Origin of the sequence: Chryseobacterium sp. StRB126 (genome assembly GCF_000829375.1) — a bacterium.
GTDB lineage: Bacteria > Bacteroidota > Bacteroidia > Flavobacteriales > Weeksellaceae > Chryseobacterium.
Map to the genome: position 1 here is coordinate 3,898,386 of NZ_AP014624.1, position 26,451 is coordinate 3,924,836.

The 26,451-nt window shown below is 34.9% G+C and carries 28 protein-coding genes; 12 read left to right on the forward strand and 16 right to left on the reverse strand.

Annotated features, from left to right (window positions below; genetic code table 11):
• Positions 1 to 70: 70 nt before the first annotated feature.
• The 3 genes from CHSO_RS17635 to CHSO_RS17645 all read right to left on the reverse strand — a co-directional run bounded on the left by CHSO_RS17635 (position 71) and on the right by CHSO_RS17645 (position 1,807).
• Positions 71 to 439, reverse strand: coding sequence for a hypothetical protein (locus CHSO_RS17635; RefSeq protein ID WP_045498859.1), 369 nt, complete (start codon positions 437 to 439; stop codon positions 71 to 73).
• On the reverse strand, positions 436 to 864 hold the full coding sequence (locus CHSO_RS17640) for a hypothetical protein (RefSeq protein ID WP_045498862.1): 429 nt from the start codon (positions 862 to 864) through the stop codon (positions 436 to 438). Before CHSO_RS17640 ends, CHSO_RS17635 begins: the two co-directional genes overlap by 4 nt.
• Before the next feature lie 73 nt (positions 865 to 937).
• On the reverse strand, positions 938 to 1,807 hold the full coding sequence (locus CHSO_RS17645) for a nucleoside hydrolase (protein WP_084221021.1): 870 nt from the start codon (positions 1,805 to 1,807) through the stop codon (positions 938 to 940).
• Positions 1,808 to 2,108: 301 nt separating this feature from the next.
• Between CHSO_RS17645 and CHSO_RS17650 the strand changes: the two genes are divergently transcribed.
• The 3 genes from CHSO_RS17650 (at position 2,109) to CHSO_RS17660 (ending at position 6,665) form a co-directional block, all read left to right on the forward strand.
• A complete protein-coding gene (locus CHSO_RS17650; RefSeq protein WP_045498865.1) occupies positions 2,109 to 4,502 on the forward strand; it encodes a hypothetical protein in 2,394 nt (797 codons plus the stop codon).
• A 493-nt stretch (positions 4,503 to 4,995) separates the two neighbouring features.
• A complete protein-coding gene (locus CHSO_RS17655; protein WP_045498868.1) occupies positions 4,996 to 5,466 on the forward strand; it encodes a hypothetical protein in 471 nt (156 codons plus the stop codon).
• A 710-nt stretch (positions 5,467 to 6,176) separates the two neighbouring features.
• Complete coding sequence (locus CHSO_RS17660; RefSeq protein ID WP_144428961.1) at positions 6,177 to 6,665, forward strand: hypothetical protein; 489 nt, start codon at positions 6,177 to 6,179, stop codon at positions 6,663 to 6,665.
• Positions 6,666 to 6,781: 116 nt separating this feature from the next.
• On the opposite strand, the gene CHSO_RS26665 is transcribed toward CHSO_RS17660, so the two are convergent.
• Complete coding sequence (locus CHSO_RS26665) at positions 6,782 to 6,940, reverse strand: 5-fold beta-flower protein (protein WP_410493409.1); 159 nt, start codon at positions 6,938 to 6,940, stop codon at positions 6,782 to 6,784.
• Positions 6,941 to 7,032: 92 nt separating this feature from the next.
• On the opposite strand from CHSO_RS26665, the gene CHSO_RS17665 reads away from it, so the two are divergent.
• The 6 genes from CHSO_RS17665 (at position 7,033) to CHSO_RS17690 (ending at position 10,614) form a co-directional block, all read left to right on the forward strand.
• Positions 7,033 to 7,269 carry a hypothetical protein gene (locus CHSO_RS17665; RefSeq protein ID WP_045498875.1) on the forward strand — a complete coding sequence of 79 codons (237 nt, stop codon included), beginning with the start codon at positions 7,033 to 7,035 and terminating at the stop codon, positions 7,267 to 7,269.
• A gap of 87 nt (positions 7,270 to 7,356) precedes the next feature.
• Entirely contained in the window at positions 7,357 to 8,145 is a 789-nt protein-coding gene (locus CHSO_RS17670; RefSeq protein ID WP_045498878.1) for a hypothetical protein, read from the forward strand.
• A 37-nt stretch (positions 8,146 to 8,182) separates the two neighbouring features.
• Positions 8,183 to 8,884: a hypothetical protein gene (locus CHSO_RS17675; RefSeq protein ID WP_045498881.1), complete on the forward strand. Its 702-nt coding sequence runs from the start codon at positions 8,183 to 8,185 to the stop codon at positions 8,882 to 8,884.
• Positions 8,885 to 8,911: 27 nt separating this feature from the next.
• On the forward strand, positions 8,912 to 9,322 hold the full coding sequence (locus CHSO_RS25145) for an SMI1/KNR4 family protein (RefSeq protein WP_052480643.1): 411 nt from the start codon (positions 8,912 to 8,914) through the stop codon (positions 9,320 to 9,322).
• Between the two features lie 281 nt (positions 9,323 to 9,603).
• Entirely contained in the window at positions 9,604 to 10,041 is a 438-nt protein-coding gene (locus tag CHSO_RS17685; protein WP_045498884.1) for a hypothetical protein, read from the forward strand.
• 168 nt (positions 10,042 to 10,209) lie between these two features.
• Positions 10,210 to 10,614: a hypothetical protein gene (locus CHSO_RS17690; protein ID WP_045498887.1), complete on the forward strand. Its 405-nt coding sequence runs from the start codon at positions 10,210 to 10,212 to the stop codon at positions 10,612 to 10,614.
• 119 nt (positions 10,615 to 10,733) lie between these two features.
• On the opposite strand, the gene CHSO_RS17695 is transcribed toward CHSO_RS17690, so the two are convergent.
• Positions 10,734 to 11,186, reverse strand: coding sequence for an ankyrin repeat domain-containing protein (locus CHSO_RS17695; protein ID WP_045498890.1), 453 nt, complete (start codon positions 11,184 to 11,186; stop codon positions 10,734 to 10,736).
• A gap of 605 nt (positions 11,187 to 11,791) precedes the next feature.
• Between CHSO_RS17695 and CHSO_RS17700 the strand changes: the two genes are divergently transcribed.
• Genes CHSO_RS17700 through CHSO_RS17710 form a run of 3 tightly spaced genes read left to right on the forward strand, consistent with a single transcriptional unit; the run spans position 11,792 to position 13,372 of the window.
• Positions 11,792 to 12,352, forward strand: coding sequence for a pentapeptide repeat-containing protein (locus CHSO_RS17700; RefSeq protein WP_045498893.1), 561 nt, complete (start codon positions 11,792 to 11,794; stop codon positions 12,350 to 12,352).
• Between the two features lie 11 nt (positions 12,353 to 12,363).
• Positions 12,364 to 12,987 (forward strand): hypothetical protein, encoded by a 624-nt coding sequence (locus tag CHSO_RS17705; RefSeq protein WP_045498896.1) that lies wholly within the window; start codon positions 12,364 to 12,366, stop codon positions 12,985 to 12,987.
• Between the two features lie 22 nt (positions 12,988 to 13,009).
• On the forward strand, positions 13,010 to 13,372 hold the full coding sequence (locus CHSO_RS17710) for a hypothetical protein (RefSeq protein ID WP_144428962.1): 363 nt from the start codon (positions 13,010 to 13,012) through the stop codon (positions 13,370 to 13,372).
• Positions 13,373 to 13,447: 75 nt separating this feature from the next.
• Here CHSO_RS17710 and CHSO_RS17715 read toward each other — a convergent pair whose 3' ends face one another.
• The 11 genes from CHSO_RS17715 to CHSO_RS17765 form a co-directional block, all read right to left on the reverse strand.
• Positions 13,448 to 13,981: a hypothetical protein gene (locus tag CHSO_RS17715; protein ID WP_144428963.1), complete on the reverse strand. Its 534-nt coding sequence runs from the start codon at positions 13,979 to 13,981 to the stop codon at positions 13,448 to 13,450.
• Positions 13,982 to 14,057: 76 nt separating this feature from the next.
• A complete protein-coding gene (locus CHSO_RS17720) occupies positions 14,058 to 14,315 on the reverse strand; it encodes a hypothetical protein (RefSeq protein WP_045498901.1) in 258 nt (85 codons plus the stop codon).
• A 46-nt stretch (positions 14,316 to 14,361) separates the two neighbouring features.
• Positions 14,362 to 15,543: a hypothetical protein gene (locus CHSO_RS17725; RefSeq protein WP_045498903.1), complete on the reverse strand. Its 1,182-nt coding sequence runs from the start codon at positions 15,541 to 15,543 to the stop codon at positions 14,362 to 14,364.
• A 137-nt stretch (positions 15,544 to 15,680) separates the two neighbouring features.
• Positions 15,681 to 16,094: a hypothetical protein gene (locus tag CHSO_RS17730; protein ID WP_144428964.1), complete on the reverse strand. Its 414-nt coding sequence runs from the start codon at positions 16,092 to 16,094 to the stop codon at positions 15,681 to 15,683.
• Positions 16,095 to 16,295: 201 nt separating this feature from the next.
• Positions 16,296 to 16,706, reverse strand: coding sequence for a 5-fold beta-flower protein (locus CHSO_RS17735; protein ID WP_045498909.1), 411 nt, complete (start codon positions 16,704 to 16,706; stop codon positions 16,296 to 16,298).
• A 51-nt stretch (positions 16,707 to 16,757) separates the two neighbouring features.
• Complete coding sequence (locus tag CHSO_RS17740; protein WP_045498912.1) at positions 16,758 to 17,225, reverse strand: hypothetical protein; 468 nt, start codon at positions 17,223 to 17,225, stop codon at positions 16,758 to 16,760.
• Positions 17,226 to 17,371: 146 nt separating this feature from the next.
• The gene (locus CHSO_RS25150) at positions 17,372 to 22,156 is read right to left on the reverse strand and encodes a fibronectin type III domain-containing protein (RefSeq protein WP_084221022.1); all 4,785 of its coding nucleotides are present in this window, start codon (positions 22,154 to 22,156) and stop codon (positions 17,372 to 17,374) included.
• Between the two features lie 19 nt (positions 22,157 to 22,175).
• Positions 22,176 to 23,351, reverse strand: a complete 1,176-nt coding sequence (locus CHSO_RS17750; RefSeq protein ID WP_144428965.1) for a hypothetical protein — start codon at positions 23,349 to 23,351, stop codon at positions 22,176 to 22,178.
• A 579-nt stretch (positions 23,352 to 23,930) separates the two neighbouring features.
• On the reverse strand, positions 23,931 to 24,791 hold the full coding sequence (locus CHSO_RS17755) for a DUF4240 domain-containing protein (protein WP_045498918.1): 861 nt from the start codon (positions 24,789 to 24,791) through the stop codon (positions 23,931 to 23,933).
• A 332-nt stretch (positions 24,792 to 25,123) separates the two neighbouring features.
• Entirely contained in the window at positions 25,124 to 25,762 is a 639-nt protein-coding gene (locus CHSO_RS17760) for a hypothetical protein (RefSeq protein ID WP_045498921.1), read from the reverse strand.
• Between the two features lie 52 nt (positions 25,763 to 25,814).
• Positions 25,815 to 26,447 carry a hypothetical protein gene (locus tag CHSO_RS17765; RefSeq protein WP_045498924.1) on the reverse strand — a complete coding sequence of 211 codons (633 nt, stop codon included), beginning with the start codon at positions 26,445 to 26,447 and terminating at the stop codon, positions 25,815 to 25,817.
• Positions 26,448 to 26,451: the final 4 nt, after the last annotated feature.

The window sequence follows — 26,451 nt, forward strand, 5'->3', positions numbered from 1 at the left end:
TTACAGTGAATATAAAATTTTCAAGCTCTTTATTTATTTTTAAATCGAAATTGGTATTAATCACTCAAGATTATCCTACAGCATACACGTCTTCCGTTATCAAATCTACGGACCGGGCTTTTATGATGGCAACATTATCTCCCATACTTAAGATGAACGTTTGGATTCCTTCTCTATGTTTAATATAGTACAGACATTCAAACATGGGATTATCATGTTCCAACCCCAACTCATCATACAGAAGATCGGTCTTTAATCTTTGACTTAATTCTTCAACTTGATAAAAGAGAAAGCCCACCTCTACGGCTCTCTTTTGGTTGGTATCATATACACTTAATGCAGTAAAAGCTTTTTTTGAACTATGATAATACTCTACGGTCTTGTTTCTATGCATTCTACTCCCTTCCGTTAGAAAAGGAAATACGGGTTGTGCTTTCATAAAATTATTTTTTTCATGTTCTCGTATTTTCTGAATATTTCAAAAAACTTATCGATGATCCGGTATCCCTCCGCCAATATATTGAACTCATACTCCTCAATATTGAAAATATAGTGTTTGAACACTGAGAAGTCCTTAATTGGTATTAAATACCCCCTTCTTCGGATTTGCCTGTATGAATAGATCCAATCATTATTCTCCACTACAGCCAGCTGGTTGGTTGTGGACTTGTTTTTTGGATGGGTATTTTGTGTCACTTCCAAAACATCATAAAAAAGATATTCTTTTTCCAACCCGTTGATAAAGGCTCTTATATGAAATTGATTCAATAAAAAAGGGCCATCCTCAATACTGTCGTCAAGATATTTAATTTGAGAACTATCTAAAATGATGGAATCAAATTCTTCCAATACTTTATTTTTCATTGTATAAATAATTTTTATATTTCTTCTCTATTCTGTATCTCTAGTTGGTTTTTCCTGCAGCGTATATCTTAAGTTAAGGCTTGATGACCATCCAAAGATCTGTTAAATCCGGAATGTACATCGTTATTAATGACGACGGCTGCTCCGGATACTCTTTTGCGTCCATACAACCCCATTCGCCACGTTTTCTATAGGGAATTACTTCTTTCCAAAGTGCTTTTGAAGGATCAATTGCCAGCAAAGCTGCTACAGTATCGTGAAGTGCCTTTTCTTTGAGTTCTATCGCATCCAGAAACAGATCAAGACCTTTGTTATGGTTGCGAAAAGGAATAAGCAGTTCGGCATCTGCTTTGGTAAAGATGGCACCATGGCATACATTTTTACTGATCATGCGCCTCTCACTTATTGGGATCGAAAAGAGTGCTTCAGCAGCAAGTGGGTTACCATTAAGATTAAAAGTTGCACAAGTATTCTTTCCATCAAATTTTTCCAGTCGATATTCTTTTGGGACAATATTATCTCCTGCAAAACCTCCCTGACAAAACCAACGGTCAAAGAAAATCCCGGTTTCAAATAAAGCGTACGGATTCGTAAGGGCTGCCCCTGTTAGCAAAGTACAGCCGGGAAATTGACGAAGGGTTTCTGCCATAACGTTTGCTGCAGTATCGTCGGCTTCTGAATGTTCAAAACTCCCAACCCATTCCCGGTGAAACGCAGAAACGCGGCTGGCAGAGGACTTGGGAGTTCCGGCTCCGATGCGGACATCTTCCCTATCAAGAATTTGTAAAATATGGCGTACAAAGCCAACCTGGTCTGTTCCTCCCGGATGTACGGAAACACTTGCCAGGTAAACCTTTGGGTGGGTTGCTAAAATAGCCAGGGTCATAGAATCGTCGGGATCTGCAGTTTCCATATCAAAATGGAAAGGTAATTTAGGTTGCATGTAATGAGTTTTTGTTTAGTATATTAGTTTTCAGGGTCAAAGATATGGAAATTTAAAAATACACCTAACAACATCGTCGCACCGCCTCCAACAGAGGGAAGAATAAAAAGACTCAATATTTATTAAATTTTATAGGCTACTTTTATTTGTCATTTTATTATAACAATGTTCTCTTGTTCACAAACCCTATCCTGAAGATATTTATTATTAATTCCTTTCTTTTGAAATAACCCGCTAAATATCAATTTTCAAATCTTTAAATGATTAAATTAGCGCTGAATTAAAATGCGTTAAGATTTCTATGAAAAATATATTCGGTGTATTGCTTCTTTCCATGGTGCAACCTATATTGGCCCAAACGAAACTGGAAAAAGCAATTACAAGTCTTGAGGATAATTACGAACAAGAAAAAGTATATGTCCTTACCGACAAATCACAATATGCTGCAGGTGACAAAATCTGGTTCAAAAGCTTTGTATTTGATGGATATAACCGTTCTGCACTATCTACTACCCTATTTGTAGAATTGTACAATTCTGATAAAAAATTAATAGACTGGAAAACTGTACTTCTCACCAATGGTGAAGGCAGCGGAGACTTTCAGCTGAAAGAAGACCTTCCGGAACAGGTGTATTTTGTAAGAGCTTATACGCCTTACATGACCAACTTTAGCGAAGAATTCCAGATTGTTAAATCTTTTCCGGTGTACAACCCCAATTCCACAGAATCATTAGTGGTTTCTAAAAGTTCCGACTGGTCTGCGAAAGCCTTTCCCGAAGGAGGAAATTTCATTAATGGTATGCCTACAAAATTTGCTGTAAGACTTTCAAGCAATACTTCTTTGCCGGAAAACTGGTCCGGAAAAATAGTAGATGCACAAAATCCCAATGTTTCCATCACGACCTTTAAGTCTTTTGATAAAAATGTGGCCTCTTTTACGCTAACTCCTGCTTCAGGAAAAAAATACCAGGTTATCATTCAGGATAATGCCGGGAAAAGTAAAACAATAGATCTTCCACAGGTTGCAGACAGCGGTCTTCATTTAGAGGTTAACAGTTCAAAAGAGGGAATTAAATATACTTTAAAAGGCGTTAATTTAAAACAACAGCTTCAGAATTATAAAATTGTAGGCACTATCAATAACCATCTTGCTTACAAAGCCACTATTAAACAGCTAAACAATGAAGCTTCCAGTCTTATTCCTACTAAAATCAGCAATGGAGCTAACGGAGTTTTTCAATTAGCTATTTTTGACGATCAGGATAATCTGGTTGCCCAAAGGCTGTGTTTCATTAAACCCAACGATTTAAAGCTTGAGAAAGCTGAAATTATAGGCCAGAGCATTAAACAGACTCCAAGATCTTTCAATAGTATTGATCTTTCTCCGGAATCCTATTTTAAAAACTATACGGTTTTGGTAAGTGAGGATGATGGAACTCAGAAACCTGAAGAGGACAATATTCTGAGCGGACTTTGGTTAACAGGAGATTTTACTACCAAAATAGACAACCCGGCTCAATATTTTTCTAAAACAGCCAATAGCGAAGCTCTAGATGCTTTACTTATTTCTGAAAAATGGAACAGGTTTGACTGGAACTCTGTATTGAGCGGATCTGTACCAACCATTAAGACCAAATCACAGAAGTTCCTTTCGTATAAGGTAAAGCCTGTTAAAAATAATGCTATGATGCTCAATTCTAGTGTAATTTTATTATTGAAGTCAGGGAAAAGTGAACCCATTATCAGTCCGTTTCAAACCGATCAAAGCGGCTATGTCTATTTAAATAATCTTAGCAATGATGAACCTTTGACGGTCTCCTTATTTGCTAATTCAAAAGATGATAAAGAATCAACGGCTGATAATTTATTCGTAACGGCAGAGCCATTAGTAAATCCTACACCATTTACCGGTAATTTTCCGGAAACAAAATATAAATTGGTAAAAGCCAGTGGAAATAAAACCCTTCCGCCAGCCATTGCCAAAGCAATTAATACTCAAAAGAATATCAAAAAAACAGAGAGTACCGATATTCAAATTAAAGAAGTTGAATTAGTAGGAAAAAAGAAAGATCCCAAAGAAGAACTGGACCAACAACTTTCCACCGGAATGTTCAGTTCTATGAACTCTACTATATTTGATTTTGTGAATGAAGATCAGCATACCGACGGATCCATCAATATATTAGACTGGCTACAAGGAAGAGCTGCCGGTTTAACATTCCAAAAAAATAATTCAGGGGTAAGCGTACCTTATATTCGTGGACAGCAGGCTAAACTTTATTTAGATGAAATTCTTACAGATCCTAGTATGATTTCTACCCTGCCCATCAACAATATTGCTATGGTAAAAATTCTTAAAGGAGCAGGATTAATAGGTGATGCCGTAGCCATTTATACCATGAAAGGCAATATGAAGTCTAAAAATAAAGGAAAAGAAGCTCCCAAGAACAATTCAGCCATTATAAAAGGCTATGATAAGCCTTCAGAATTTCTTGTTGAAATGATAGATGAGAGTGCAAAAATTGAAAATGATACCCGCGAAACCCTTTACTGGAATCCTAATTTATTTGACAGCGATTATGTTCCACCGAGAATTAAATTCTTCAATAACGACAGCGCAAAACAATATAAGGTAACCATTATAAGCTTTGATGAAAGTGATAACCTCCTTTATCAGAGCGAGATTTTTAAATAATACAAAAAGCCTTTCAGAAAAACTGAAAGGCTTTTTTGTATTGAAGCTGGGCGCTGGAAGAAGAAAGTTATGCTGGTCAAAAAAAATGGTTGATTATCTTTTTATTTAAATGATTCAATTTCATAGAATAAGAATATGAGATATTTTAGCCACGAAAGAACAGTTTTTTGAGATGCAAAGAATGAGTGATTCTACCGTTTTATCTTAAGGCGGCAAAAGAGAGCGACAATGTCGCTGATGAAGCGATATGGCTATGCGTTCACTTAGAAAAAAATCAATGAAGTTGATTCTTTGCTTTGCCTCCTCAAAATATTACAATTAAATTATAAAAACTTTGCGTTATATTTAAGCAGTGATATAAGCAAAAAACTAAGAAAGCAAATTGCCATAATGTATGCCCTAAAACATCAATAAACAGCTACTCTATTCTCAAAAAAACAGGATATTTCAAAAGAAAACACTAAATATTCCGTTTAATTCTTAAATTTAACCAATGCAAAAGAATCTTTATCTCATCATCATATTATTTTCTCTTACCAGTTGCTATACTTACCAGGTAAAAAAACAAGCAAATGCAGCAACCAACAACAGGCAAGAACCTAAAAGGGCCGCAGTTTCTGCTAATATGACTTCTTCACCAGTGGAAAGTACAACAACTGAATTTAAAAGTATGAATTCTCAACAAGCACCTATGCCCATCAATATTCAGGAGAAACTTACCTCTAATAAGAATGTTAAAATTGACGTTGATGGCAGGAGCTATAAAATAATTGTTGACAAATGGGAAGGCGACAGCCTCGTGGCACATCCGGTTCATAACGCTAAAAAAACATTGAAGTTCCACAAGAACCAGATCAATGGTGATAAAATTGCGGAAAAACGCTTTTCACAACCCATAGCTGATATTATTACCGTTGTTGCTTATGCCGGAATTGCTGCCGGAATATATTTTCTTGTTCGCTAATTTTTAAAACGTATCCATTAAAATCTTTTGGCTTTGGAGTATTTTTACGGAATTGTTTTTATTGCATTGCCCCAAAATCAGGAAACTTTGTATAGCTTTTTTTGAAATGCAAAGGATGAGTGATTTTACTGTTTTATCTTAAGGAAGCAAAAGAGGGCGACAATGTCGCTGATGAAGCGATGTGGTTATGTGTACGCTTAGATAGAATCAATAAAATTGATTCCATCTTTGCTCCCTTAAAATATTACAATTACAGTATAAAATCTTTGCGTTTTTAAAGCAATTTGTTTTTGTAATAGCTATCCAATTACTTTAACTTTAACTTAAAGCAACCTCCAGCTTTCCTCTTCTAGCTCCCAACCTTTATTGAATAACTCTTTTTTGAAACGCAAAGAATGAGTGGTTCAACTGTTTTATCTTAAGGAAGCAAAAGAAGGCGACAATGTCGCTGATGAAGCGATGTGGTTGTGCGTACGCTTAGATAGAATCAATGAAATTGATTCCATCTTTGCTCCCTTAAAATATTACAATTACAGTATAAAATCTTTGCGTTTTTAAAGCAATTTGTTTTTGTAATTAATATAACTCAAAATGACTCTCGGCATCCCTATTCCCTTTATTTTCTAAAATTCTCTTATCTTCTATTGGCTCGGATGTTTTAGGCGTAATCTTTTTTGCTTATTTTTACATAAAATAAATAAAAATAACACGTGAAAAGAGTCGTATTAGCAGGGCTAATAACTATGGGAGGATTTCTAACTGCAAAAGCACAATGTAAAACCGAATCTACAATTGTAGAAAATTTTGATACATGGAAGGATATCAACAAATGCTGGACTGCTCAGGCAAGTGGAAAGACCATGCTTTATGCCAGTGACAAAAAGATTATATTTTATTCTATGAACAGCCCGGGAGAAAATATGTATTTAGTGACTCCAAAAATTAAAGAAGGAAACTATACGCTTACTCTTGATATTTCTGATAATGGAGGAGAAACCACTTTGGAAATTTTCTCGATCAACAATACTTCTGATCCTAAATCATATGTTTCAATCGCTAAGCCTTCCAAAATAACAGGAGATAAAAAATCATTCAATATTTCAATAAAAAAAGATACCCATTTGGGTCTGAAAGTTTTATTGAACGGGGTTCATCAGGCAGTTTACCTGGATAATTTTTCATTGACACAAAAAAAATAAAATCAGACAGGCTTATATACAGTCCATCATTTAAAAGATATTTAACCGGATTTTTCCATGCTCCGAAGTCTTCTGGCTTTGGAGTTTATTTTACCTAATAGTTTTAATTTATTGGCTTAATCTAGCTTAAAAAAGAAATACACTACCGCCGCCCATTCTTTTTTGATGCCTTTCGCATAGCCAATAGTACTGAGGCTACTGTTTTCTACCGTTCCATCATCTTTAATATTACCAAAAAAAATGCAGTATTTGAAATTTGTTTTTTTGATTACAATATTTAATTATATTTGAAACAAATCATTCTCCATCAGAAGCCTCGTTTGGTGGGAAATGAGAAAATTAATGTATCTGATTTTTAACCTTATCCATGAATAAAAGAAAAATATTTGAGAAAAAAGAATGGGAATATTATGTTTTTGAGGAAAACGGTACTATTGAATTGTCTGTCCCCATTCCTAAACCAAGCCCCAGATTTGATATTATCCATATCCTGAACGGGTTTGAGAAAGAACAGTACTTACACATCGGAATTAAAGCCCTTGAAGAAAGAATACAGGATATGAAAGTTAATTTTTCAAATTATAGAATGAATTCATGGAGATAATACGCTATCATTCACAGAAAAACCATTCTCAAAAATTATGAGACTTTGAACAATGAAGAAAAGTTCACTTTCTAAAAAAATAAACTGATGTATAAACTCACAGACCATGTTGATATAGAAATTATTGCCGGCCAACAATTATCTGCCATTCCCAGAATGCTAATCTATGATGTGAAAATTGTACTGACAACCTCAAACAGTACTAAAGAAATGGATCATGAAATATTGACTACTTATGGAAGCGATAAAGGCTGGCTGTTTACAGAAAATAATGATACATTCAGATTTAATACCAATGATCATTTGCTTACCTCTATTTACTTCGATTACAGCGAACAGGAAAAAGAACCTGATCATAAGCTCGATTTGATAATGAATGCAAAAAAGATAGTGGGCATTCCTAAACTGGTACAACCATCATCATTCGATCTGGAACCATTTGAGTATAGGTATTGTGTACCCTCAAGCAACATTCTGTTAGGATATGGAGCTATTTTTTTAAAGAGTCAAAATCAATGTACAGAGTTACAAATAACAGAACATATTTCTTTACTGTTCAATGAGAATCATTTGTATTGTGCGTGGCTTATAAAGCATCCTGAACAATTTTTAGTGAATAAAATAGCACCTATTGAAAAATACCCGATTACTCCTCTTTTAAAGAAAAGTTTTTGGGATGTTTTTCAATTTATAAATCAGGAAAAAATAAGTCTCATGGAAGAAGAAGACATTCCTACATTTCATGAATTATTATCTCTATACAAAAATATTCACAGCACATCTGAAAATAATAGCGGAATGAAAACCTTAGCAGAAAAACTATTTGATTTTGCAGATAATTTCTACTCTCAGGAACAAATGAAGTTCTTTCACTGACATTTCAAAAGTAATTTGAACCCAGCCAATAACATAAATGAAAGAAATATACGCATACAAAGATGAATATAATAATGACTGTCAATTCCTTAGGGGAAAGTATTATAAATACATATCTGACTTAATTACAGACTTTTTTGAAGAGCCATTACCTGATAATGATTTTCATACCCATTTTCTGAATGTCTTAAATACCCTTGAAGATTACGATGATATCTATTATATAACAAGCGAAATGCCTTTTTACTGGGCAATCTGCATCATCGAAAACAGAAGGACCCATAATCATTTAATAAAAAACAAAACCAATGAAGATTATAAAAAATGGCATACTAAGTACCGTACAGCAAATGATTTTGTTACATTTATTATAGAAGAAATAAATGAGAAAACCTATATTTTCAATGATAATGAAGGTGGTAAAAGTCTGTTTTTAAGAGGAAAATATTATGAATTTGTCTGCAGTCTGGTTACAGATTTTTTAGGAAAGCCTCTTGAGAATAATTTGATCAATACTACACTTATTGGTAAATTAAATACTTTACCTGCCAGTGGACAGTATAAAAATATTAGCCAGTTCATAGATACTCCTCCTTATTGTTGGGCAATGTCAATCATAGAAAATAAAGAAACAACAAATGTTTTTAATCCAGAACAATTAAAAGTATATACAAAGTTTCTTGAAGAGTTTAATAAAAAAAATAGAATCAATTCTTTTGTTATTCCACAGCATTCATAAAAGAACTTTAACATAGAAATACAACATATGATTGATTTTGAAATAGAAAATAAGCTCATTACCTCAGATGAATTACATGAATTTGAAGTTAAAACCGGGATATCTTTACCTCAGGATTATAAAGAACATATGTTGAAATATAATGGTGGATCTCCACTGAGCTATGACCTTTATTTTGGAGAGCCTGATGAGGGCATACTCTTGTCCGGTTTTAAATCTATTAAATATGGGACTTCTCTTGTTGAGCAAAAAGACTATTTGCCTCCGAAATATCTTAGCATTGGTTATACAGAAACGGGTTATTTAGCAATGTCGCTGGATGAAAAAGAATATGGAAATATTTTTATTTATTACTCAGAGGCAGAATTAGCATTATTGGCTCCTTCTTTTACAGAATTTTTAGAAGGCCTGGTTGATTATCCTGATCTATTTCTATAAGTAATACCAGATACTTAGCGGAACTTTTCAAACTTTTAAATGCGATAGATAAAAAACGATTTGAGATAGATGAATTTTTTAATGCCTCATTGGCAGAAGAAATTATGAAAGAATTTGAAAAGAGACTCCTCCTCTACTCTCCGAAGTCTTCCGACTTCGGAGCCACTTAAAAGAATTATTTTATGCATCGGCTCAAAGTCAGGAGACTTTGCCAGCAGCTAAATAAAAGAAACACTCCTGTAAGGAAAATTAGAAAGTTAAACAGTTATCAATTTAATGATATGAAAAGTATACAACAAAGACTGGATGAAAATTATATCCCAGGCTGCATCAAACATAAAGATGAATATCAATTCTACCTCATGCCTATTGCATGGTGGATATTAAATTATGCCCAATACAGCCCCTCCATATTACAGGATATTTCCCGTCAAAATTTCAGAAATGGGGCATTCAATATAACTGATGATAAAATAGATCCGTTTTTCATATCTATTTCTGAAGATCAGATTTCAATACCTGAAGTAAAAAGCATGATTGAAAATTTCACAGAAGAATATTCTGCAATTACATTTTTTATAGATTTTGATAAAAAAATATTCATCAGTGCATTTGACTACATCGAAGCAGAAACATATTTACCAGATGAAACATGGAATGGAAGATATGGAAATCCAACGGATTATATTCCTAAGAGTATCATAGATCTAATCAGCTAAGACCTTCTAGCTTGGGAAAACGACTTTTGTATTTATCATCCGGTATTCCATCATTGCAGGAAAAAGTTCTTGATAATGCATGGAAAAAACATACAGATAATATACACTTAGACTATTAAAGAAAAAACATACAGATAATATACACTTAGACTATTAAAATTATTACATATGAGAAAAGAATGGAGAGAATATCATTCGGAAAATGGTGAAGTATGGGAAATATTTGCCAACACTGCTGATCATGAACACCCAAAAGATTTGATATCAAATTCAGGCAGCCATGCTATCATGAGAAAATATATGGAAACATCAGATTACGTACAGGTAACTATAATTCCCTGTGCCAGAATAACAGATGGCATAACCAAAAGAGAAGGAAAAGAAAAATATTTTCGCTTAAAAATTAATCTCTTAAATGGTGAACCTTGGTTTGCTATATCAGGCATTTTTTTTGATAAAGAGGAAGTATTAAAGCTAGCCAGCCTGTTTACCGGATTAACCCAAAAACAAGCCGAAAAAGTATGGATTACAAAAAGACTAGGAAATTTCAACACAAACAGATTGGATTTATAGGCAGTACGCACCTTATCTACCCTCTGCTCTCCTAAGTCTCTCGCCTTCTGAGTCACTTAAAAGAATTATTTTATGCATCGACTCAAAGGCGGGAATGCGCAGTGAAGGATCTTGATCCATCAATGATGCTTATATTTTTCTATAAGATCAAAAATCTCCTTTTTCAGATTCTCATCAGTTTCTTTCGGAATATTTTCAATGGTTAAATACCCTTCTCCATCATTTACAAAAGGGTCAGCCTTGTATTGCAACAGTAGTTCTATCATTTCTAAATTTCCATAATGAAAGGCCAATCCTAGAGGTGTTTTTGCGTGAAAGGTTCCCGATCTATTAATAAAATCATTATTTGAATAAGGCAGGATTAATCTTATGATCTCCAGATTGTTATCTAAAGCAGCCCTTGTTAAAGGCGTATCTCTCTCTTCCCCAACAAGAGGTACATTTGCTCCTTTTTCCAGAATTAACTTCAGGACTTTAGGTTTATTTAAGTAGATGGTCTGAAAAACTGGCGCATAATATTCTTCATCAAAATAATTAACATCCGCCCCATTCTCTATCAAAATATCTATCATTTCTACATCAATATCCTCGTCTCTGTCGTCAGTTTCATCTATGATATATTGTATTAAACTTTCTTCATAACCAGGAATTATAGTTTTTGTATTCCTCCTTTATCAATCCACACTTTTAAAGATTTAATGTCCTGGTTTAAAATGATTTTTATAATTTCATCATGGTTTGTCATGGTCTTTGTTTTAATAATGCACAACCCAATCAGCCTAAGCTCTATGGGTATTTTTATTCCAGATCACAACCGGTAGGTTTTAAAATAACCTGTTTTATTTCTCGCTTATGATGGAAAAGCTAAATATAGAAATATAATTTTTACTTTACACAAGCTCTTTCTATAAAGTTTTTATCCTTATTTCCTTATTTATATCATAAATTTATCTAACATTGCAAAAAAAACATGAAAAACTCAACATCAATTATAGCAGCAACTTCGATGCTGTTCTCTACAATGAGTGTTAGTGCACAAAAAAAGATACAAAAACAGCTGCTGTCAGCCTGATAAAAATAATTACTGTATTTCTTACTCCAACCCTTCTCACAGGAGATGATTAGAACTGACCATCTGCCAGTCATCAGAAACCAAGCCAAATCAACCTAAACACTTATGGAAAGTATAGAGACCAAAATACAACTTCATAAAAAATGGCTCAACAAAGCCGGAGGAAAACAACCGGATATAAAAGATGAGGAATTCAATACGATCGTGTTCAAAGATGAGGATTTAAATACCGCTATATTTTGTAACACCCAGTTTATATCCACTACTCTCAGTCATCTCAATTTAGCTGGCAGTGCATTCTTCAACTGCATTTTTTCTTCTGTAAATTTTGAAAGTTCTTCTTTGCGGAAAAGTGAGTTTCACCAGTGCCAGTTCATCAATTGTACGTTTTTAGAAAATGAAATAACAAAAGCTGAATTTTACGATGTTTCCATAACATTTTGTACATTCAATACAGTAAAACTAGGTTGGGCTTATTTTGGAAACTGCTCTATTTCAGATACAACTTTTGATTCGGTGGAATTAGACAGTTTAAGCTTTATGGATTGTAAGTTTAGTGCCGTTACCTTTAAAGGAGCTCAATTTAATACCAATTATCCTGTGAAGATTAACAATCATATGAATATTACCCATATTGATCAGCTGAAAAATTCAATGTTAAAATAATGATTTAAAATATGATTTTCGCCATATACGACTTTACCCCTTTTAAAAATGAACTACCTGAGTTCAATCTAAAATTACTGCTCAATATTGAAGATTTAAACAATATTATTTTTGATGAGGTATTTACCATACTCACCCCGCAGCAGCAGGAACAGTACATTGTTTTTAGAACTTCTGAAGAAGCCGGAAAATATAGAAAAGAGCGAAATGCTCAACTTCCTTATGTAAACTTCAGCAATTTACCCGAAATCTTTGATGACAAATTATTACAGAAAATCATGCTCTATCAAAAAGACGGTGAGACAAGAAGAGCCATATATGATTGGTTATCGGAAGATCATAAAGGACAAATTGCACGGTATAATTGGAAAGTATGGAATGAGAAGGAAGCAAAAAGAAAAGCCATGATGTCTGAAGAGGAAAAAAGGAAAGAAAAAGAATGGTGGGATAAGTATGATGCAGACCCCACTCCACGTTTCATGGGTAATATGGGGGAACCTGACAATGCAGATCAATATGTATTACGATATGGAATAGATCCTTTTACCGGAAAACCAGAAACCATTAAAAGCTTTTATGAAAAGTATACCATTGACCCTCATGGAAATATCATTCCGAAAGAAAACAATCAATAATCTACCTGCAAACTTATACAATATGGTTAAAAAAGCTGAAATTGCCCGACAAAAATTATTTGATGGTGATGAAGAAAAATGTTTAAAAGAAGTTTTTGAAATTAAAAATCAAATCATTACTTTAACTGATTTATATAATAATCCGCTAAGAGCATTACAAAAATCAATAGATGATGAAACCTATTATACCGTTATTAAGGAAGGTAACTTTAATCTGATCAACAGTTTTAATGAAAAGTACCTATCTGAAGAAGGATTAGAAGTTTATTATCTGATAAGAAATGAATTGATCTACCTGTTTTCCTATGGGGAATATCAGCCAGGAAGATATATGCTGTTTTTAGAAGGACTTTGGTATTACGAACCATGGGATAAAGAGGAATAAAGAGAACCTTATCCCCCTCAACTGCCCAAATCTTTTTAACTTACACCCTTAATGGGACAGTGTCAAAAAATCGAATCACCAGGTTCTGCTGTCAATAGTAAAAGAATTATTCATTATATGTTCTTTTATTTTCTCTAAACTTCCTTCCATACTGATATATTTTTCAGAAGTATCGCCAACATCTCCTACAATGTATTCATAGTCTATACATTGAGATATTTTTAAGATAAGTTCTTTCTGTTTATCAGCACCTTCAAACATCACATCTTTTCCTGCAAAGGAAATCAGAAGGCCATCAATATGCTCATCATCCCATGTTAAATAACTGATTCCCAATCCAAGTTTAAAATCAGGATGCCTGTAAGAAAGAAACCCTAACCCTTTCCAGGAACAAAGCAAATCTATTACATACTCATCTATCACGGGTTCATCCAGTTCAATATATTCTTTTTCTTCTTCATTTCGGGTATCATGAAAAATAACAACCACAGATCCATATCTTCTCAATAAAACGTCTATGGATCTTAATTTTTCATTAAATTCCATCATAAATGATTTAGGATCTTTTTTTTCTTTTAACAGGATTAATGTTTCATCAAAATAACTCATTTTTTCACTTCTTTTCTTTTTATACTTTATTATCACTACATCAGGAAAATAACTTTAGCCGTTATCATTGTCCAGATCATATTATTTCCTGATCGATTATTTTCATGATTTCCTTTGCTCTGGCTTCATCTATAAACTCTCCCGGCGTTGGATCCGGATAGTAGCTAAATGCACCCTTGTAAGAATGCCATTCTCCGTTATAGTATTCTTCGCCTTGTTGGCCTCTATTTTTATAGGTTACCACTCTTATTAAGGAGTAATCTTCCTTATTGTCTATAATGTCTATTTCAAAGTGATAAAATAAAACCGATTCTATGGTATCTTTCTCATTCATCTTTTAAGTAAATTTATTTTTTTGCAGGTTGGAATTTTAAGTGATTTTAATCCTTTCCCCCTATTTTTCCTGCTTCTTCCATATTGCAAGTAATTCGGTTATCAAAGCTTATTAAGGGGATAAAAACATCCTTATATTCATTGAAGGTATTCCTGTCATAATGAACAAGGACCGGAAATAACTGACTGGCCTGATAATACCTTTCATGTTGTAAAGCGCTTTTCATGGCCTGTTCTATTTCTCTGAAAATTGGTCTGCAATCTGCCTTCAACAGAAACATCTTGAGGTTGGATTCAAAGAACTTCTCACCATATAGATCTAAAAATCTTTTGATATAAGGATATAATTCCTGCTCGGTTTTCCCATTAAAGGTCGCAATATGTAAAGCATTTGCCATTACATCAAATACATTGTCTTCACCATAAAGTCTGTGGGGTTCAAAATCTTCTTTCTCTTCCCATTTTTCAGTCATGAACCGATCAAGCGTTTCAAATCCCTCCGGTATGGCCCATGACACTAAAATAAGCATGGCCTGATAAGCAATATACCGATCATAACTATGAAGAAGCGCTTTCAGTCCTTCTATCCTGTCAGCATTCTTTTCCTCAAGAAGCTGTACTTCACTCAGATCATACCCTTCGTATCCTTCTTCATTATAATGATATAACAGGTCATGGCTTTCATTATACCGCTTAATATAATTGAGAATGAAGATATAGTCATTGATTCGGGAGTGAGGTATTTTAATTTCATCTTTCATTCTACCCTCATCATGATCAGCAACCAGGACATCCTTATCTTTTACAGTGAATACCAACGTTTCAACCTCCAGTCGAGGATGTTCACCCGTTTTTATTTTTTCAAAAAAAGCACCTAGCTTTCTCGCCTGTCCAATAGTAATCCTTATTTCTAATATTGAATAACAATCTATGATGTGGTAAACATCTTCCTGTTTTTTATAGTCAATTATACAATACCGGTCATATAGAATTACCTTCTCATAGTATCCTTTTTCTATCATTCTCTCTTCCAGCTCAAATGAACCTTGAACAAAGTTATCATGCTCCTCCCAGGCATCAAAGCACGTGCGGTGAACATAGTTTCTCACAAAAGAAGCAAGTGGTGAATCCGGATCCGCCAGGTAAGGTAACAGTAGAGATTCTTTGAAATTGGCGATCAATTTTTCACAAAGAGAACACCGGGTTATATTTTTAATATAGAAAGACATTTTGTATTTTTATTTTTACAGTGAAGATTACCCTACAGCATAAACATCTTCCGTTATCAAGTCTAAAGACCTGGCCTTTATGACGGCAACATGATCTCTGATACTTAGGGTGTTACTTTCAATGTGAATCCTCCCAATCAGACCATTACTTCCAGCTTATTGGAGGTTATCTCGGAAAATTCAAAGGTGATATAAAATCTTTCACCTCTAGGAATCTTGAATGAGATTCCTTTGAAGGATAAGACCAGCTCACCGTCTTCTTCTTCAAGCCTGGCGGGGAATTCGAACCGCTGCATCTCATTGGGAGGCAGTATATTTTCAGGAACCTGCTCAGCATTATATGAAGGTGAAATAAAAGATCTTCCATATACTGCTATTTCCTCATCATTGGTATTGAAGAGCCTTATCCCATTCCTGGCTAATCTTCCGGTATCATTGGAGAAGTAAAACCGTCTTTCTCCCCCGCTGTGGTTGGTGATGTCTAAATAAAGTAGGAAACGATCGTTCTCAAGATGATAAGAAATATCATGTTTCATGTTTATCGCTTTCATTGTGCTATATGTTTAAAATAGTGATGCAATTATTACCAATTGCAGGTATCAAAGTATCGGCTAATCAATCAAGATTATTCAATGCTATTTCATTCAAATAAAAAAGTCATCCTGGTCGAATGATGATAATTCACTCTCCTTATGGATAATTTCCATATTTAAATTGAGAATATTTATTTCAGCAGTTTATGGAATTCATTTTTAATCTAACTTAAAAAAGAAATACACTACCGCCGCCCATTCTTTTTTGATGCCTTTAGCATAGCCAATGGTACTTCGGCTGCTATTTTCCACTGTTCCATCATCTTTAATGTAACCAAGGGTTGAACGACTGCTATTTTCTATAGTACCGTCTTTTTTAACGTAGCCAACTGTAGAACGACTTTTGTTTTCTATAGTTCCATCACTTTTGATGTAACCGATTGTTGAATGGTTCTTATTTTCAATAGTTCCGTCCGACCTAATATAACCAACTGTAGAATGACTGCTGTTTTCAATAGTTCCATCCGGTTTGATATAACCTGTTGTACTACGGCTTCCTGACTCTAAAGTTTGTGCACTTATAATAGAAAAGCTAAATAAAAGAAGACCAATGAATAGTATTTTTTTCATGGTTTTAAAATTGTAATGAATTGTTACTCGGAAATTATTTGGTAGACTATACTATTCAAACTCAAAATCCCATTCTTTACTGAACATCTGGGTATCCTGATGAATGACTTCAAATAAACGATCCAATTTTTCTTTGCCGTGATTCCTTTCTAATTCTTCCCATTCTTCTTTTGATAATGGTAAAAAGGCTAATGTATCAGAACCATCGCTCCCCTTGCAGAATCTGATTTCATAGTCAGGCTGCAATACTCTATTTAAGAAGATCAATGTAGGATCCCGGTCAATAACTTTCTCTCTAAAAGTCTGGTCTTTGTATTGGATCGTAAGGAAAATATCCTCGCCGCTGTAGGCCATTTCAGCCTTTAAAGCATCTGTTTGAAGGCATTTTTCGCAATATTCTACAATGGCATCATCTTCTTCCCGCCAATCTACCCAAAAGATATGTTGATTATTAAGTGCATTCAGTTCTTCAAAACTTTCAGTTTCGATATATTTTTTCAGAGTATCAACCTTGTTCATTCTGTGATTTTAAAGATTAAATATACAATTTATACAAATACAAGGATCTATAAAAAATAGCGCCACTTAAAAATAAGTGACGCTATCTATTCAGAAAAGATTAAGGTTACCAAGGTTTAAAACCTCAACACTCCTAATCGTTGAATTTATCGCTTGATAACTTTTACTGTTTTTACAAAGTCATTAACAGCATTTATTTTAACCAAATAAACCCCTGATACGAATCCGGAAGCATCTATTGTTCCTTTTGTATCATTAATTGCTTTTGTAAGAACCAGCTGTCCTGCTGCATTGTAAACCATTACAAAAAGAATCTTTTGATCATAAGAGATTGTAAGAATATCCTGCACCGGGTTTGGATAGACTTTCAGCTTATCTTCTTTTGCTGAAACTTCTGCAACCGCTAAAGTACTTGTAGGACATACAATAGGGACAAAAATTGGTTTATCAACAATTGTTCCGTCTCCTATCTGTCCATAATCATTACGACCAGTGGCTGATAAAAATCCATTGTTATCTATAGCAAATGTTGTATATGGCCCTGCACCAATCATCTTTCTATCAGTAGCTTTTCCAATCTGAGTTGGGATAAGTCTGGCTATTTTAGTCCCATCACCCAACTGTCCATAAGTATTTCTACCCCATGCCCAATGGGTTCCATTTGCTTTAATTCCTACAGAAGAATTAAAATGGTTAGTAGCTACATCCTTCCAGTCTGTTGCAGTTCCAATTTGTGTTGGAGTACTCTTTAGGATTGTAGTTCCATCACCTAATTGTCCTTCAAAATTATCTCCCCAGCTCCATGCCGTTCCATCTGTTTTTAGGGCTATAGAGTGAAAATTTCCTGCACTCGCTGTTTTCCAATCTGCAGCAGTTCCGATTTGAGTAGGAGTTGATATTACAACTGAAGTTGAAGTTGAATTTCCATCACCTAATCGTCCATAACCGTTGCTTCCCCAACCCCATAGTGTTCCATTTGCTTTGATGGCAAGAGTATGCGCAGAACCTGCTGAGACCATTTTCCAATCATTTGCTGTTCCAACTTGTACAGGCACAGTTCTACGAATGGTGGTACCATCTCCTAATTGACCATTTCCGTTATATCCCCAAGCCCATAGTGTACCATCTGACTTTATTCCTAATGTAAAAGAATCTCCACCAGAAATGTTTACCCAATCCGTTGCCGTTCCTATTTGTGTTGGGGTATTTTTTAGAACTGTAGTTCCATTACCTAATTGCCCTTGCTGATTATCTCCCCATGTCCATAACGTCCCATCTGTTTTGAGGGCTGCAATATGACTATCTCCCGCAGATACTTTCAGCCAATTATTTCCAGGTCCGATTTGTGTTGGGGTATTTTTGGGAACTGTAGTTCCGTCACCCAGCTGACCACTGCCATTAGATCCCCATGTCCATAATGTACCATCTGATTTTATTCCTACCGAATAGAAAGAACCTGAACTCACACTCTCCCAACAACCTGTTGCAGTGGTAGGAAGTGTAGTAAAAGAACCACCCTGTATCCAATTAGCCTGGCTGTATCCACAACTAGATGCCACCCACCAATAGTAAGTGGTATTAGGCAGTAAATTGGTCAGATTGGCTGTCGTATTAGATGTATTTCCCTCTATTCCCCCAACAACTGGGTTTGTACTATAAAGATATGAATAGCCACCACTAGGAATAGGATCTGCTCCCGTCCAGCTAAGGGCAGCTGTTGTAGAAGTAATATTAGAAGACTGCAGTTGGCCTGGAGGGTTGCAAGTTGTAGGACAAGCAACGGGAATAAAAATCTTTCTGTCAATCAATGTACCATCTCCTAGCTGGCCAAAGAAATTGGCACCACAGGCTGATAGAAGTCCATCATTACTTAGAATAAGTCGATTAAGTCTCTTTGCTGAAATGATATTTCTGTCAGTAGCTGTTCCTATTTGAGTTGGGCTCCATTTATCAACTTTAGTTCCATCACCTAATTGTCCAAAGTAATTATCACCCCATGCCCAAAAGGTACCATCTGTTTTAATTCCTGCTGAAGATTGAGATTTGTCTGCCGTAATAGTCCTCCAATCAGTAGCCGTTCCTATTTGGATTGGAGTGCTTCTACTGGTATTAGTTCCATCTCCCAATTGTCCACTATCATTCAGTCCCCATGCCCATAGTGTTCCATTTGTTTTTAATGCAACAGTATGGCGCCATCCTCCGCCAGCACTTTTCCAATCAGTTGCAGTACCTATTTGTACCGGAATATTTCTATTTATTTTGGTTCCATCTCCCAGCTGGCTTTTATCATTAAGTCCCCAAGTCCACAATGTTCCATCTGTTTTGATTGCAATATTATGATACTGTCCACTGACAACACTCTGCCAGTTATTGTCTGTTCCAACTTGTGTTGGGATTATTTTTGAAACGGTAGTTCCATCTCCCAGCTGACCATCACTATTATTCCCCCAAGCCCAAAGGGTCCCGTTAGACTTTAAAGCTACGGTATGAACAAAACCACCTGTAACACTTACCCAATCTGTTGCAGTTCCTATTTGTGTTGGAACAATTTTACTAATTTTAGTGCCATCACCAAATTCTCCCTCTGAATTTGTTCCCCAGGCCCAAAGAGTTCCGTTTGATTTTATGGCGAATGTTGTGTTTTCTCCAGTACCAATAATTGCCCAGTCTTTGTCAGTACCAATTTGGTTTGGAGTAACTCTATCGATTCTGGTTCCATCTCCTAGCTGGCCAGAATTGTTACCTCCCCAAGTCCATAATGTTCCATCCGTCTTGATTCCTACTGAATGAATATCTCCTGCTAACACTGTTTTCCAGCATCCCGTAGAAGTTGCAGGAAGTGTTTTGAAGGACCCTCCGGATATCCAGCTTCCTCTACTGGTTCCACAATGAGAAGCCACCCACCAATAATAAGTGGTATTAGGTAATAAATTAGATAAATTGACCGTCGTAGAAGAAGTAGTGGATCCATCTATACCTCCAACAATTGGATTTGTACTATAAAAATACAAATATCCTCCATTGGGAGCTGGCGTTGATCCTATCCAATTAATAGTAGCTGCTGAAGAGGTAATATTAGTGGTTGAAAATTGTGTTGGAGGAGCACAGTTTGAAGGACATTCAATAGAAATAAAGGTACTTTTATGAGCAATTGTTCCGTCTCCTAATTCTCCAGAAGCATTTCGTCCACAAACTCTTAAAGCACCACTTGTATTTGTTTCCAGAACATGATAAGTCCCCGCAGCGATCAATTTACTTGCTGACAAAGAACCTACTTGTACAGGGGATTGGGATCCTGGAATTTGTCCTAATGTTCCATTTACAGCTGATCCCCAGCTCCAAAGAGTACCATCTGTTTTATTTGCAAAAGTAAAATTACCTCCAGCAGATATATTTTGCCAGTTGGACGCTGTTCCGATTTGTGTAGGAATATTTTTATACACATTGGTTCCATCACCTACCTGTCCAGAAGCATTATAACCCCATGCCCAAAGGGTTCCGTCTGTTTTAAGTGCTACAGAGTGCATATTCCCAACATCTATACTTTGCCAATCCGTATCTGCCCCAATTTGTGTTGGAGCGTATTTCTCTAATGTAGTCCCATCACCTAGCTGACCGGTACTATTATATCCCCATGCCCAAAGGGTGCCATTTGTTTTAATAGCAAGAGTATGTGATAAACCTGTTTGTACGTTTTGCCAATTCGTTGCTGTTCCTATTTGTGTTGGGACAGTTTTAGGTGAGATTGTTCCATCTCCCAACTGCCCATAATAATTATGTCCCCAGCCCCAAAGCGTACCATCTGTTTTGATCGCAATTGAAGAATAAACTCCAGCACTAATACTTTGCCAGTTTGTTCCTGTTCCTATCTGAGTTGGAGTAAATCTATTCATTTTAGTTCCATCCCCTAATTGGCCATACTCATTTTTACCCCAAGCCCATAAAGTTCCATCTGCTTTAATCGCTAAAGCATGAGAACTTCCAGCAGCTATTTTCACCCAATTATTTGCTGTTCCGATTTGAACAGGAACATTTGTTGAAATTGAGGTTCCATCTCCCAATTGTCCATTCTGGTTATTACCCCATGCCCATAGTGTTCCATCTGTTTTTATTCCTAATGAATATTCACCTCCTGCACTCAAACTTTGCCAACAACCTGTAGGTATTGGAGTTTCTACATTAATAACATTTTTAAAAGCAGGCCCCCAAGCTCCCGTATTATCTTTGATACGGACGTTAAATACATGCAAACCATTAGAAGGTAAAGCAATACCTGTTTTGGTTAGCTGTTCATAGCTACTGTTAAAATTACCATCCACAGCTAATACCGGAGTACCGTTTCCTGCTCCAGGATCAGTATCCCAAAAATACTCGGCCTGTGAAAGAGAAATCACATTTGACGTTACAGGTTGCTGAACATCAATAATATTGCTAAAAGCTGGTCCCCAAACCCCTGTATTATCTTTGATACGGACAGAGAATTTGTGCAAACCATTACCTGGTGTAACAATGTCTGTTTTGATCAGTTGTTCAAAAACACTGTTGAAACTTCCGTCCGCAGCCAATACCGCAGTACCATTTCCTGCTCCAGGATCAGTATCCCAAAAATATTCGGCCTGTGAAAGAGAAATCACATTTGATGTTACAGGCTGCTGAACGTCAATAACATTAGTAAAAACTGGTCCCCAAACACCTGTATTATCTTTAATACGGACAGAGAATTTATGCAGACCATTACCTGGTGTAGCAATATCTGTTTTAATAAGTTGCTCGAAAACACTGTTGAAACTTCCATCCGCAGCTAATACCGCGGTTCCGTTTCCTGTTCCGGGATCGGTATCCCAGAAATATTCGGCCTGGCTTACAAATACTTGTGCCGGGCACAGTATTACCATAAGCAAAGCGATTATACTATAGATATAATTTTTCATATTGTTATATCATTAGAAATTATTTAGAAAAACCAGATCCATTGATATTCAAAGTACCACCACTAATAGTTCTTGGAGTTAACAAATAGTTTACCTGAGGCTTATTATCAGCATTTGCAGGCCAATAATTAGCCCAGCTGTTAGAACCTCCATAGTGTCCTGCATCATTTCTGGTTAAGTCTAAGTCTGTATAGTTTACATCGGGGTTTCCTGCATTTACATTCATCCCGGTTACAGTGAATGCTGTATCGCTGAAATTCATATTGACACCCCCTGAATTGTTACTTTGGGTAATATTTCCCTGTGTAACAAATGGATTGGTAAATACGTTGTAGCTTGCAGTCACTGTAGCATTATTGTTATTACTAATACAAACATTGGTTGCTCCCACCACAAAAGATGCTGCATTATTCATAATGGAAATATTTCCGGTACTTCCATTATTTAGGTTAATGGAAAATGGTGCTATATCACCACCAAAAGGATCATAGATTGTATTATTAATAATTTCGTTGGTACTGCCCGCTTTAATAGCATACACAAATACACCACGGCAAAAATTATTATAGAATTTAAAATTATAGCTGGATTGCGCATACGATATTCCAAGACTTGTAGCATTACCATACACCTCAATATCTGACGTTGCAGGACTAGTATCGACCGCGGTAGCGTCAGCTGAAATTGACTGTGCTTTATTAGCCGTCACTCTTCCGTGAGAAATATTAATCGTCCCCAACACTGTAGATCCGGAAATATTGGTAGTTGTATTGACCTGGTTGGTAAGAACCTTATTTAAATAGCAATTATAAAGGTTGATGGTAGTTCTTCCCCCTGTTGTAGCTCCGCTTGCTACTACATTGTAAATGCTATAATTCCCTGAACTTAAATTATGTATGGTTACTACTCTTCCCGCTGCCGGATTAATGGTAATGGTTCCCTGAATAAAATATTTACTATAATTGGTTTCAGAAACAAAGGTTAACGATTTGTTGATGATAAGATTTTCAACATAGGCAGCACCGTTCGTTTTAGGCTGAATGATGATTCTATCTCCATCTGAAGCGGCTGTGATGGCTGCACTTACGGTAGAATAAGCCCCACCGGTTCCCCCGTTTCTAACATATAAATCGGCTGCAAAAGCCATAGTACTTGATAAGCCTGCGAAGGCAATGATTAGTAGTTTTTTTGTCATGATCGTATAAAAATTGATTGGTTTATTATTAAATTCTTTGATTTTTAACCTGCTTAAATAGTTCCAAAAGCATTACTTTTCTCCAAATCAATAGCAAGATACCTCCTATATTTTGGTATCTTTTTTTTGATCTGAAAAAATAATCGTATAGTCATATTGATAAAATACAACTTGATGCTAAAGACACTGTGAGTTCTTAGTAAGATTACATTGTTGAAAACAATGAGTTATGATGAATTCGTACAATGAGTGTGTTCATGGTTTAATTAGTTTTCAGGTTTTAGTTTTAGTTTTTTAATTGACAACAGTATCCGTTATGATCTTATATTGTCGAATGCAAAAGTATATTTTTATTATGGATCATGAAATAGCTGAATAAAAAAACAACAGTAATTTCATCTCTATACAGATATTACCACATTAAAAAAAATCAATAAAAATTTGTTTTTTCAATTATCAAATTTCTACTATCTATGATGGCAAAGGCTATTTCATAAAAAACGGCAAACATCTTAGATATGTGCCGTTTTTTATTGTTTAAAAAGATCATTTAACGTTAGAAATAAAGATTAACAGATTTTATGTATTTCTCAGTTCACTGATTTCTCCTACCAATTGGGGGTACATTTTCTGTAAATCAGCACCACCTATGGGTTCCCGGTTCATCTGACGATCCATGCTATCATAATGATGGTCTGGATAAAGATCGTTGACGGCATCTCTTATTTCTGATTCATCCTCATTGTCATGATTTTCCGAATATGCCTCATCAGATACATACAACAATCCTTCTGCCCAGCAGTCGCCAATATTGAAACTATATTTGCCACTGACAAATGCCTGGATATCTTTTTTAATATCTTCAAAAAATTCTCTGCCTTTCAAGAGCAGCCAGCAACGGAAATAAATAAATCCGTCATCAGAAAGGTAATCATCAAAAATATAGCTGCCGTTTTCAGAGGTGAAATCACATTCAAGAATTATGGAGAGTTCAGCAATTTCAGCAGTATAGAGTTCACTCAGCTTTTCCTGAAGAGTCTTTTCAAAAAGGATCAGTCTTTCTTTTCCGAATCTGGAAAGATAGGTCGTGAGATTCTCCAGATGTTCATCAATATCATATTCACTCCAATGGGCTTTTTTGTATTTATTGGATTTTTCTATGGCTTCCCAGAAATAAATATCTGCTTTTTCAGCTTCGGAAAGTTCTGTTTTCTGTGGAATCTCATCATTTTCAGATATTTCAGTATATCCTTTTTTGATTTTTTGTCCGATCAGTTTTTCAGACTCTTGGATGCACTCCGCTTCATCTACAAATTCTTTAATGGTTTCCCGCCCCTTGGTTCCCGTTTTTCCAAATATTATTTTTTGTGTATTTCCCTTGTACTCAATATTCCAAAACTTATCAGAGACTCCATTTTGATTGATAAAATTCTTTTTCATATAATATATACAATGTGATTGTTCTATTTAAAAGGTCAAACTACGAAAAAATAAGGAATCTGGGGCAGTAGGGTTTCAATTTCAGAAAGTAGCCTGAGTTATTCTGTTTCATTTTTGCTTTCCAGATATCTATTAAATTAGGTATCGTCCAATGCTACCTGTATTTCCTCAAATGCTTTATACTTTTATGTTATATTCAGGTAATAAATCATAGATGTCCGTAGTAAACTACTTCATGGCCGAATAGAGTTATTTGTTCGGAAAAATTTTCCTTAATTTAAAATAACAATAGGATCAAAAAAGATTTAAAAAAAAAGAAACATGACATACTTTTATTTATTTCCTATAGTTTGGGTAAAAATAATATTACCTTCTTCATCTTTTTTTCGGCTAATATCATACAAATCACGATCATCAAAATAAGGGAGTATTTTTTCTTTTATAAAAACAGGTAATTTCATATATTTTTCCAAATCTTCTGTCCGGGTTTTACTCATAGTTTCATATCCTCTATGTTCTTCTAAGTCATTTAAATCCTCTATTTTTTTTGCTTCTTGTTTATAGTTTTTATATTCTTCTTCGCTAATAAAAAAGATGGTACTTTTATATCCATAATAAGTTTCTGGATCTGAAGGAATCGGGTTTTTAATTTCAGGTTCTAATATTCTTACTTGCCCTGCCCATTCATTGCAAGGCAAAACAATATAAGACTCCGTAAGAAGTAATGCTTTGCATATATCTTCAGCGGATTGTATCAAACGATAATCTATATAAGGAGGCCAATATGTATTAATATTTTCAATTCCTGGCAAGAATAAAATTTCTGGAAAATGAAGGCCTAAAGTTAGCTTGAAAATACCTTGCATTTTTTCCGGCCCAAATTCTTCTGCATAAAAATGCAAATCATCTTGGTCATTTGTACTATCTGAATAATATATGATATAATTAAACTCTTTTCTATAATTTTTCATATTGCAGGTAACTTAATCCCTTGTAAAAAATTAAATTATTGTAACAAATGTATTAAAATCCACCAAAAACAATATTATCGTTTTCATCCTTTATTCTTTCTATAGAGTGGAGATCATGCTTATCAAAGCAAGGAATAATCTTCTCTTTTATGAATACAGGAATCTTCATACGCTTTTCCAGATCCTCTGTTCGGGTATGACTTATAATTAAATATTCTTTTTCTTCTTCTAAAGTATTTAGTTCCTGTATTTCTTTTACTTCTTGTTTATAAATTTCATATTCCTGTTCGCTAATAAAAAAAATAAAACTTTTAGATTTAAATATCATTTCTTTTTTAGGCTGAATTAAAGAATTTTTAATATCAGGTTCTATAATTTTCACTTGTCCTGCCCATTCATTGCAAGGTATAACTATGTAAGACTCTAGGAATAGTATTTCTTTATATATATCTTCTGCTTGTTGATTAAGATCATAATTCGCTATAGGAGACCAAAAATCTTGCACATTTTCAGTTTTTGGTAAAAAGAATATTTGTACTCCTCCCCATCCTAAGCTTATTCCAAAAATATCTTTTATCTTCCCATGCCCAAAGTCTTTTCCATAATTGGATAGAATAACTGAATCTTCATATGTAGAATCAAAGTAGCATATAGAGTAATTAAATTCTCGTTTTATATTCAGCATGTTA

Coding starts and splice junctions, on each gene's coding strand:
- CHSO_RS17655 (WP_045498868.1), top strand. CDS start 4,996: ATGCAAAAGAATCTTTATCTCATCATCATATTATTTTCTCTTACCAGT.
- CHSO_RS17640 (WP_045498862.1), bottom strand. CDS start 864: ATGAAAAATAAAGTATTGGAAGAATTTGATTCCATCATTTTAGATAGT.
- CHSO_RS17705 (WP_045498896.1), top strand. CDS start 12,364: ATGATTTTCGCCATATACGACTTTACCCCTTTTAAAAATGAACTACCT.
- CHSO_RS17685 (WP_045498884.1), top strand. CDS start 9,604: ATGAAAAGTATACAACAAAGACTGGATGAAAATTATATCCCAGGCTGC.
- CHSO_RS17750 (WP_144428965.1), bottom strand. CDS start 23,351: ATGACAAAAAAACTACTAATCATTGCCTTCGCAGGCTTATCAAGTACT.
- CHSO_RS17695 (WP_045498890.1), bottom strand. CDS start 11,186: ATGATAGATATTTTGATAGAGAATGGGGCGGATGTTAATTATTTTGAT.
- CHSO_RS17670 (WP_045498878.1), top strand. CDS start 7,357: ATGTATAAACTCACAGACCATGTTGATATAGAAATTATTGCCGGCCAA.
- CHSO_RS17635 (WP_045498859.1), bottom strand. CDS start 439: ATGAAAGCACAACCCGTATTTCCTTTTCTAACGGAAGGGAGTAGAATG.
- CHSO_RS17740 (WP_045498912.1), bottom strand. CDS start 17,225: ATGAACAAGGTTGATACTCTGAAAAAATATATCGAAACTGAAAGTTTT.
- CHSO_RS17645 (WP_084221021.1), bottom strand. CDS start 1,807: ATGCAACCTAAATTACCTTTCCATTTTGATATGGAAACTGCAGATCCC.
- CHSO_RS17675 (WP_045498881.1), top strand. CDS start 8,183: ATGAAAGAAATATACGCATACAAAGATGAATATAATAATGACTGTCAA.
- CHSO_RS17765 (WP_045498924.1), bottom strand. CDS start 26,447: ATGCTGAATATAAAACGAGAATTTAATTACTCTATATGCTACTTTGAT.
- CHSO_RS17725 (WP_045498903.1), bottom strand. CDS start 15,543: ATGTCTTTCTATATTAAAAATATAACCCGGTGTTCTCTTTGTGAAAAA.
- CHSO_RS17715 (WP_144428963.1), bottom strand. CDS start 13,981: ATGAGTTATTTTGATGAAACATTAATCCTGTTAAAAGAAAAAAAAGAT.
- CHSO_RS17755 (WP_045498918.1), bottom strand. CDS start 24,791: ATGAAAAAGAATTTTATCAATCAAAATGGAGTCTCTGATAAGTTTTGG.
- CHSO_RS17720 (WP_045498901.1), bottom strand. CDS start 14,315: ATGAATGAGAAAGATACCATAGAATCGGTTTTATTTTATCACTTTGAA.
- CHSO_RS25145 (WP_052480643.1), top strand. CDS start 8,912: ATGATTGATTTTGAAATAGAAAATAAGCTCATTACCTCAGATGAATTA.
- CHSO_RS17650 (WP_045498865.1), top strand. CDS start 2,109: ATGAAAAATATATTCGGTGTATTGCTTCTTTCCATGGTGCAACCTATA.
- CHSO_RS17735 (WP_045498909.1), bottom strand. CDS start 16,706: ATGAAAAAAATACTATTCATTGGTCTTCTTTTATTTAGCTTTTCTATT.
- CHSO_RS17710 (WP_144428962.1), top strand. CDS start 13,010: ATGGTTAAAAAAGCTGAAATTGCCCGACAAAAATTATTTGATGGTGAT.
- CHSO_RS17665 (WP_045498875.1), top strand. CDS start 7,033: ATGAATAAAAGAAAAATATTTGAGAAAAAAGAATGGGAATATTATGTT.
- CHSO_RS25150 (WP_084221022.1), bottom strand. CDS start 22,156: ATGAAAAATTATATCTATAGTATAATCGCTTTGCTTATGGTAATACTG.
- CHSO_RS17700 (WP_045498893.1), top strand. CDS start 11,792: ATGGAAAGTATAGAGACCAAAATACAACTTCATAAAAAATGGCTCAAC.
- CHSO_RS17730 (WP_144428964.1), bottom strand. CDS start 16,094: ATGAAAGCGATAAACATGAAACATGATATTTCTTATCATCTTGAGAAC.
- CHSO_RS17760 (WP_045498921.1), bottom strand. CDS start 25,762: ATGAAAAATTATAGAAAAGAGTTTAATTATATCATATATTATTCAGAT.
- CHSO_RS17690 (WP_045498887.1), top strand. CDS start 10,210: ATGAGAAAAGAATGGAGAGAATATCATTCGGAAAATGGTGAAGTATGG.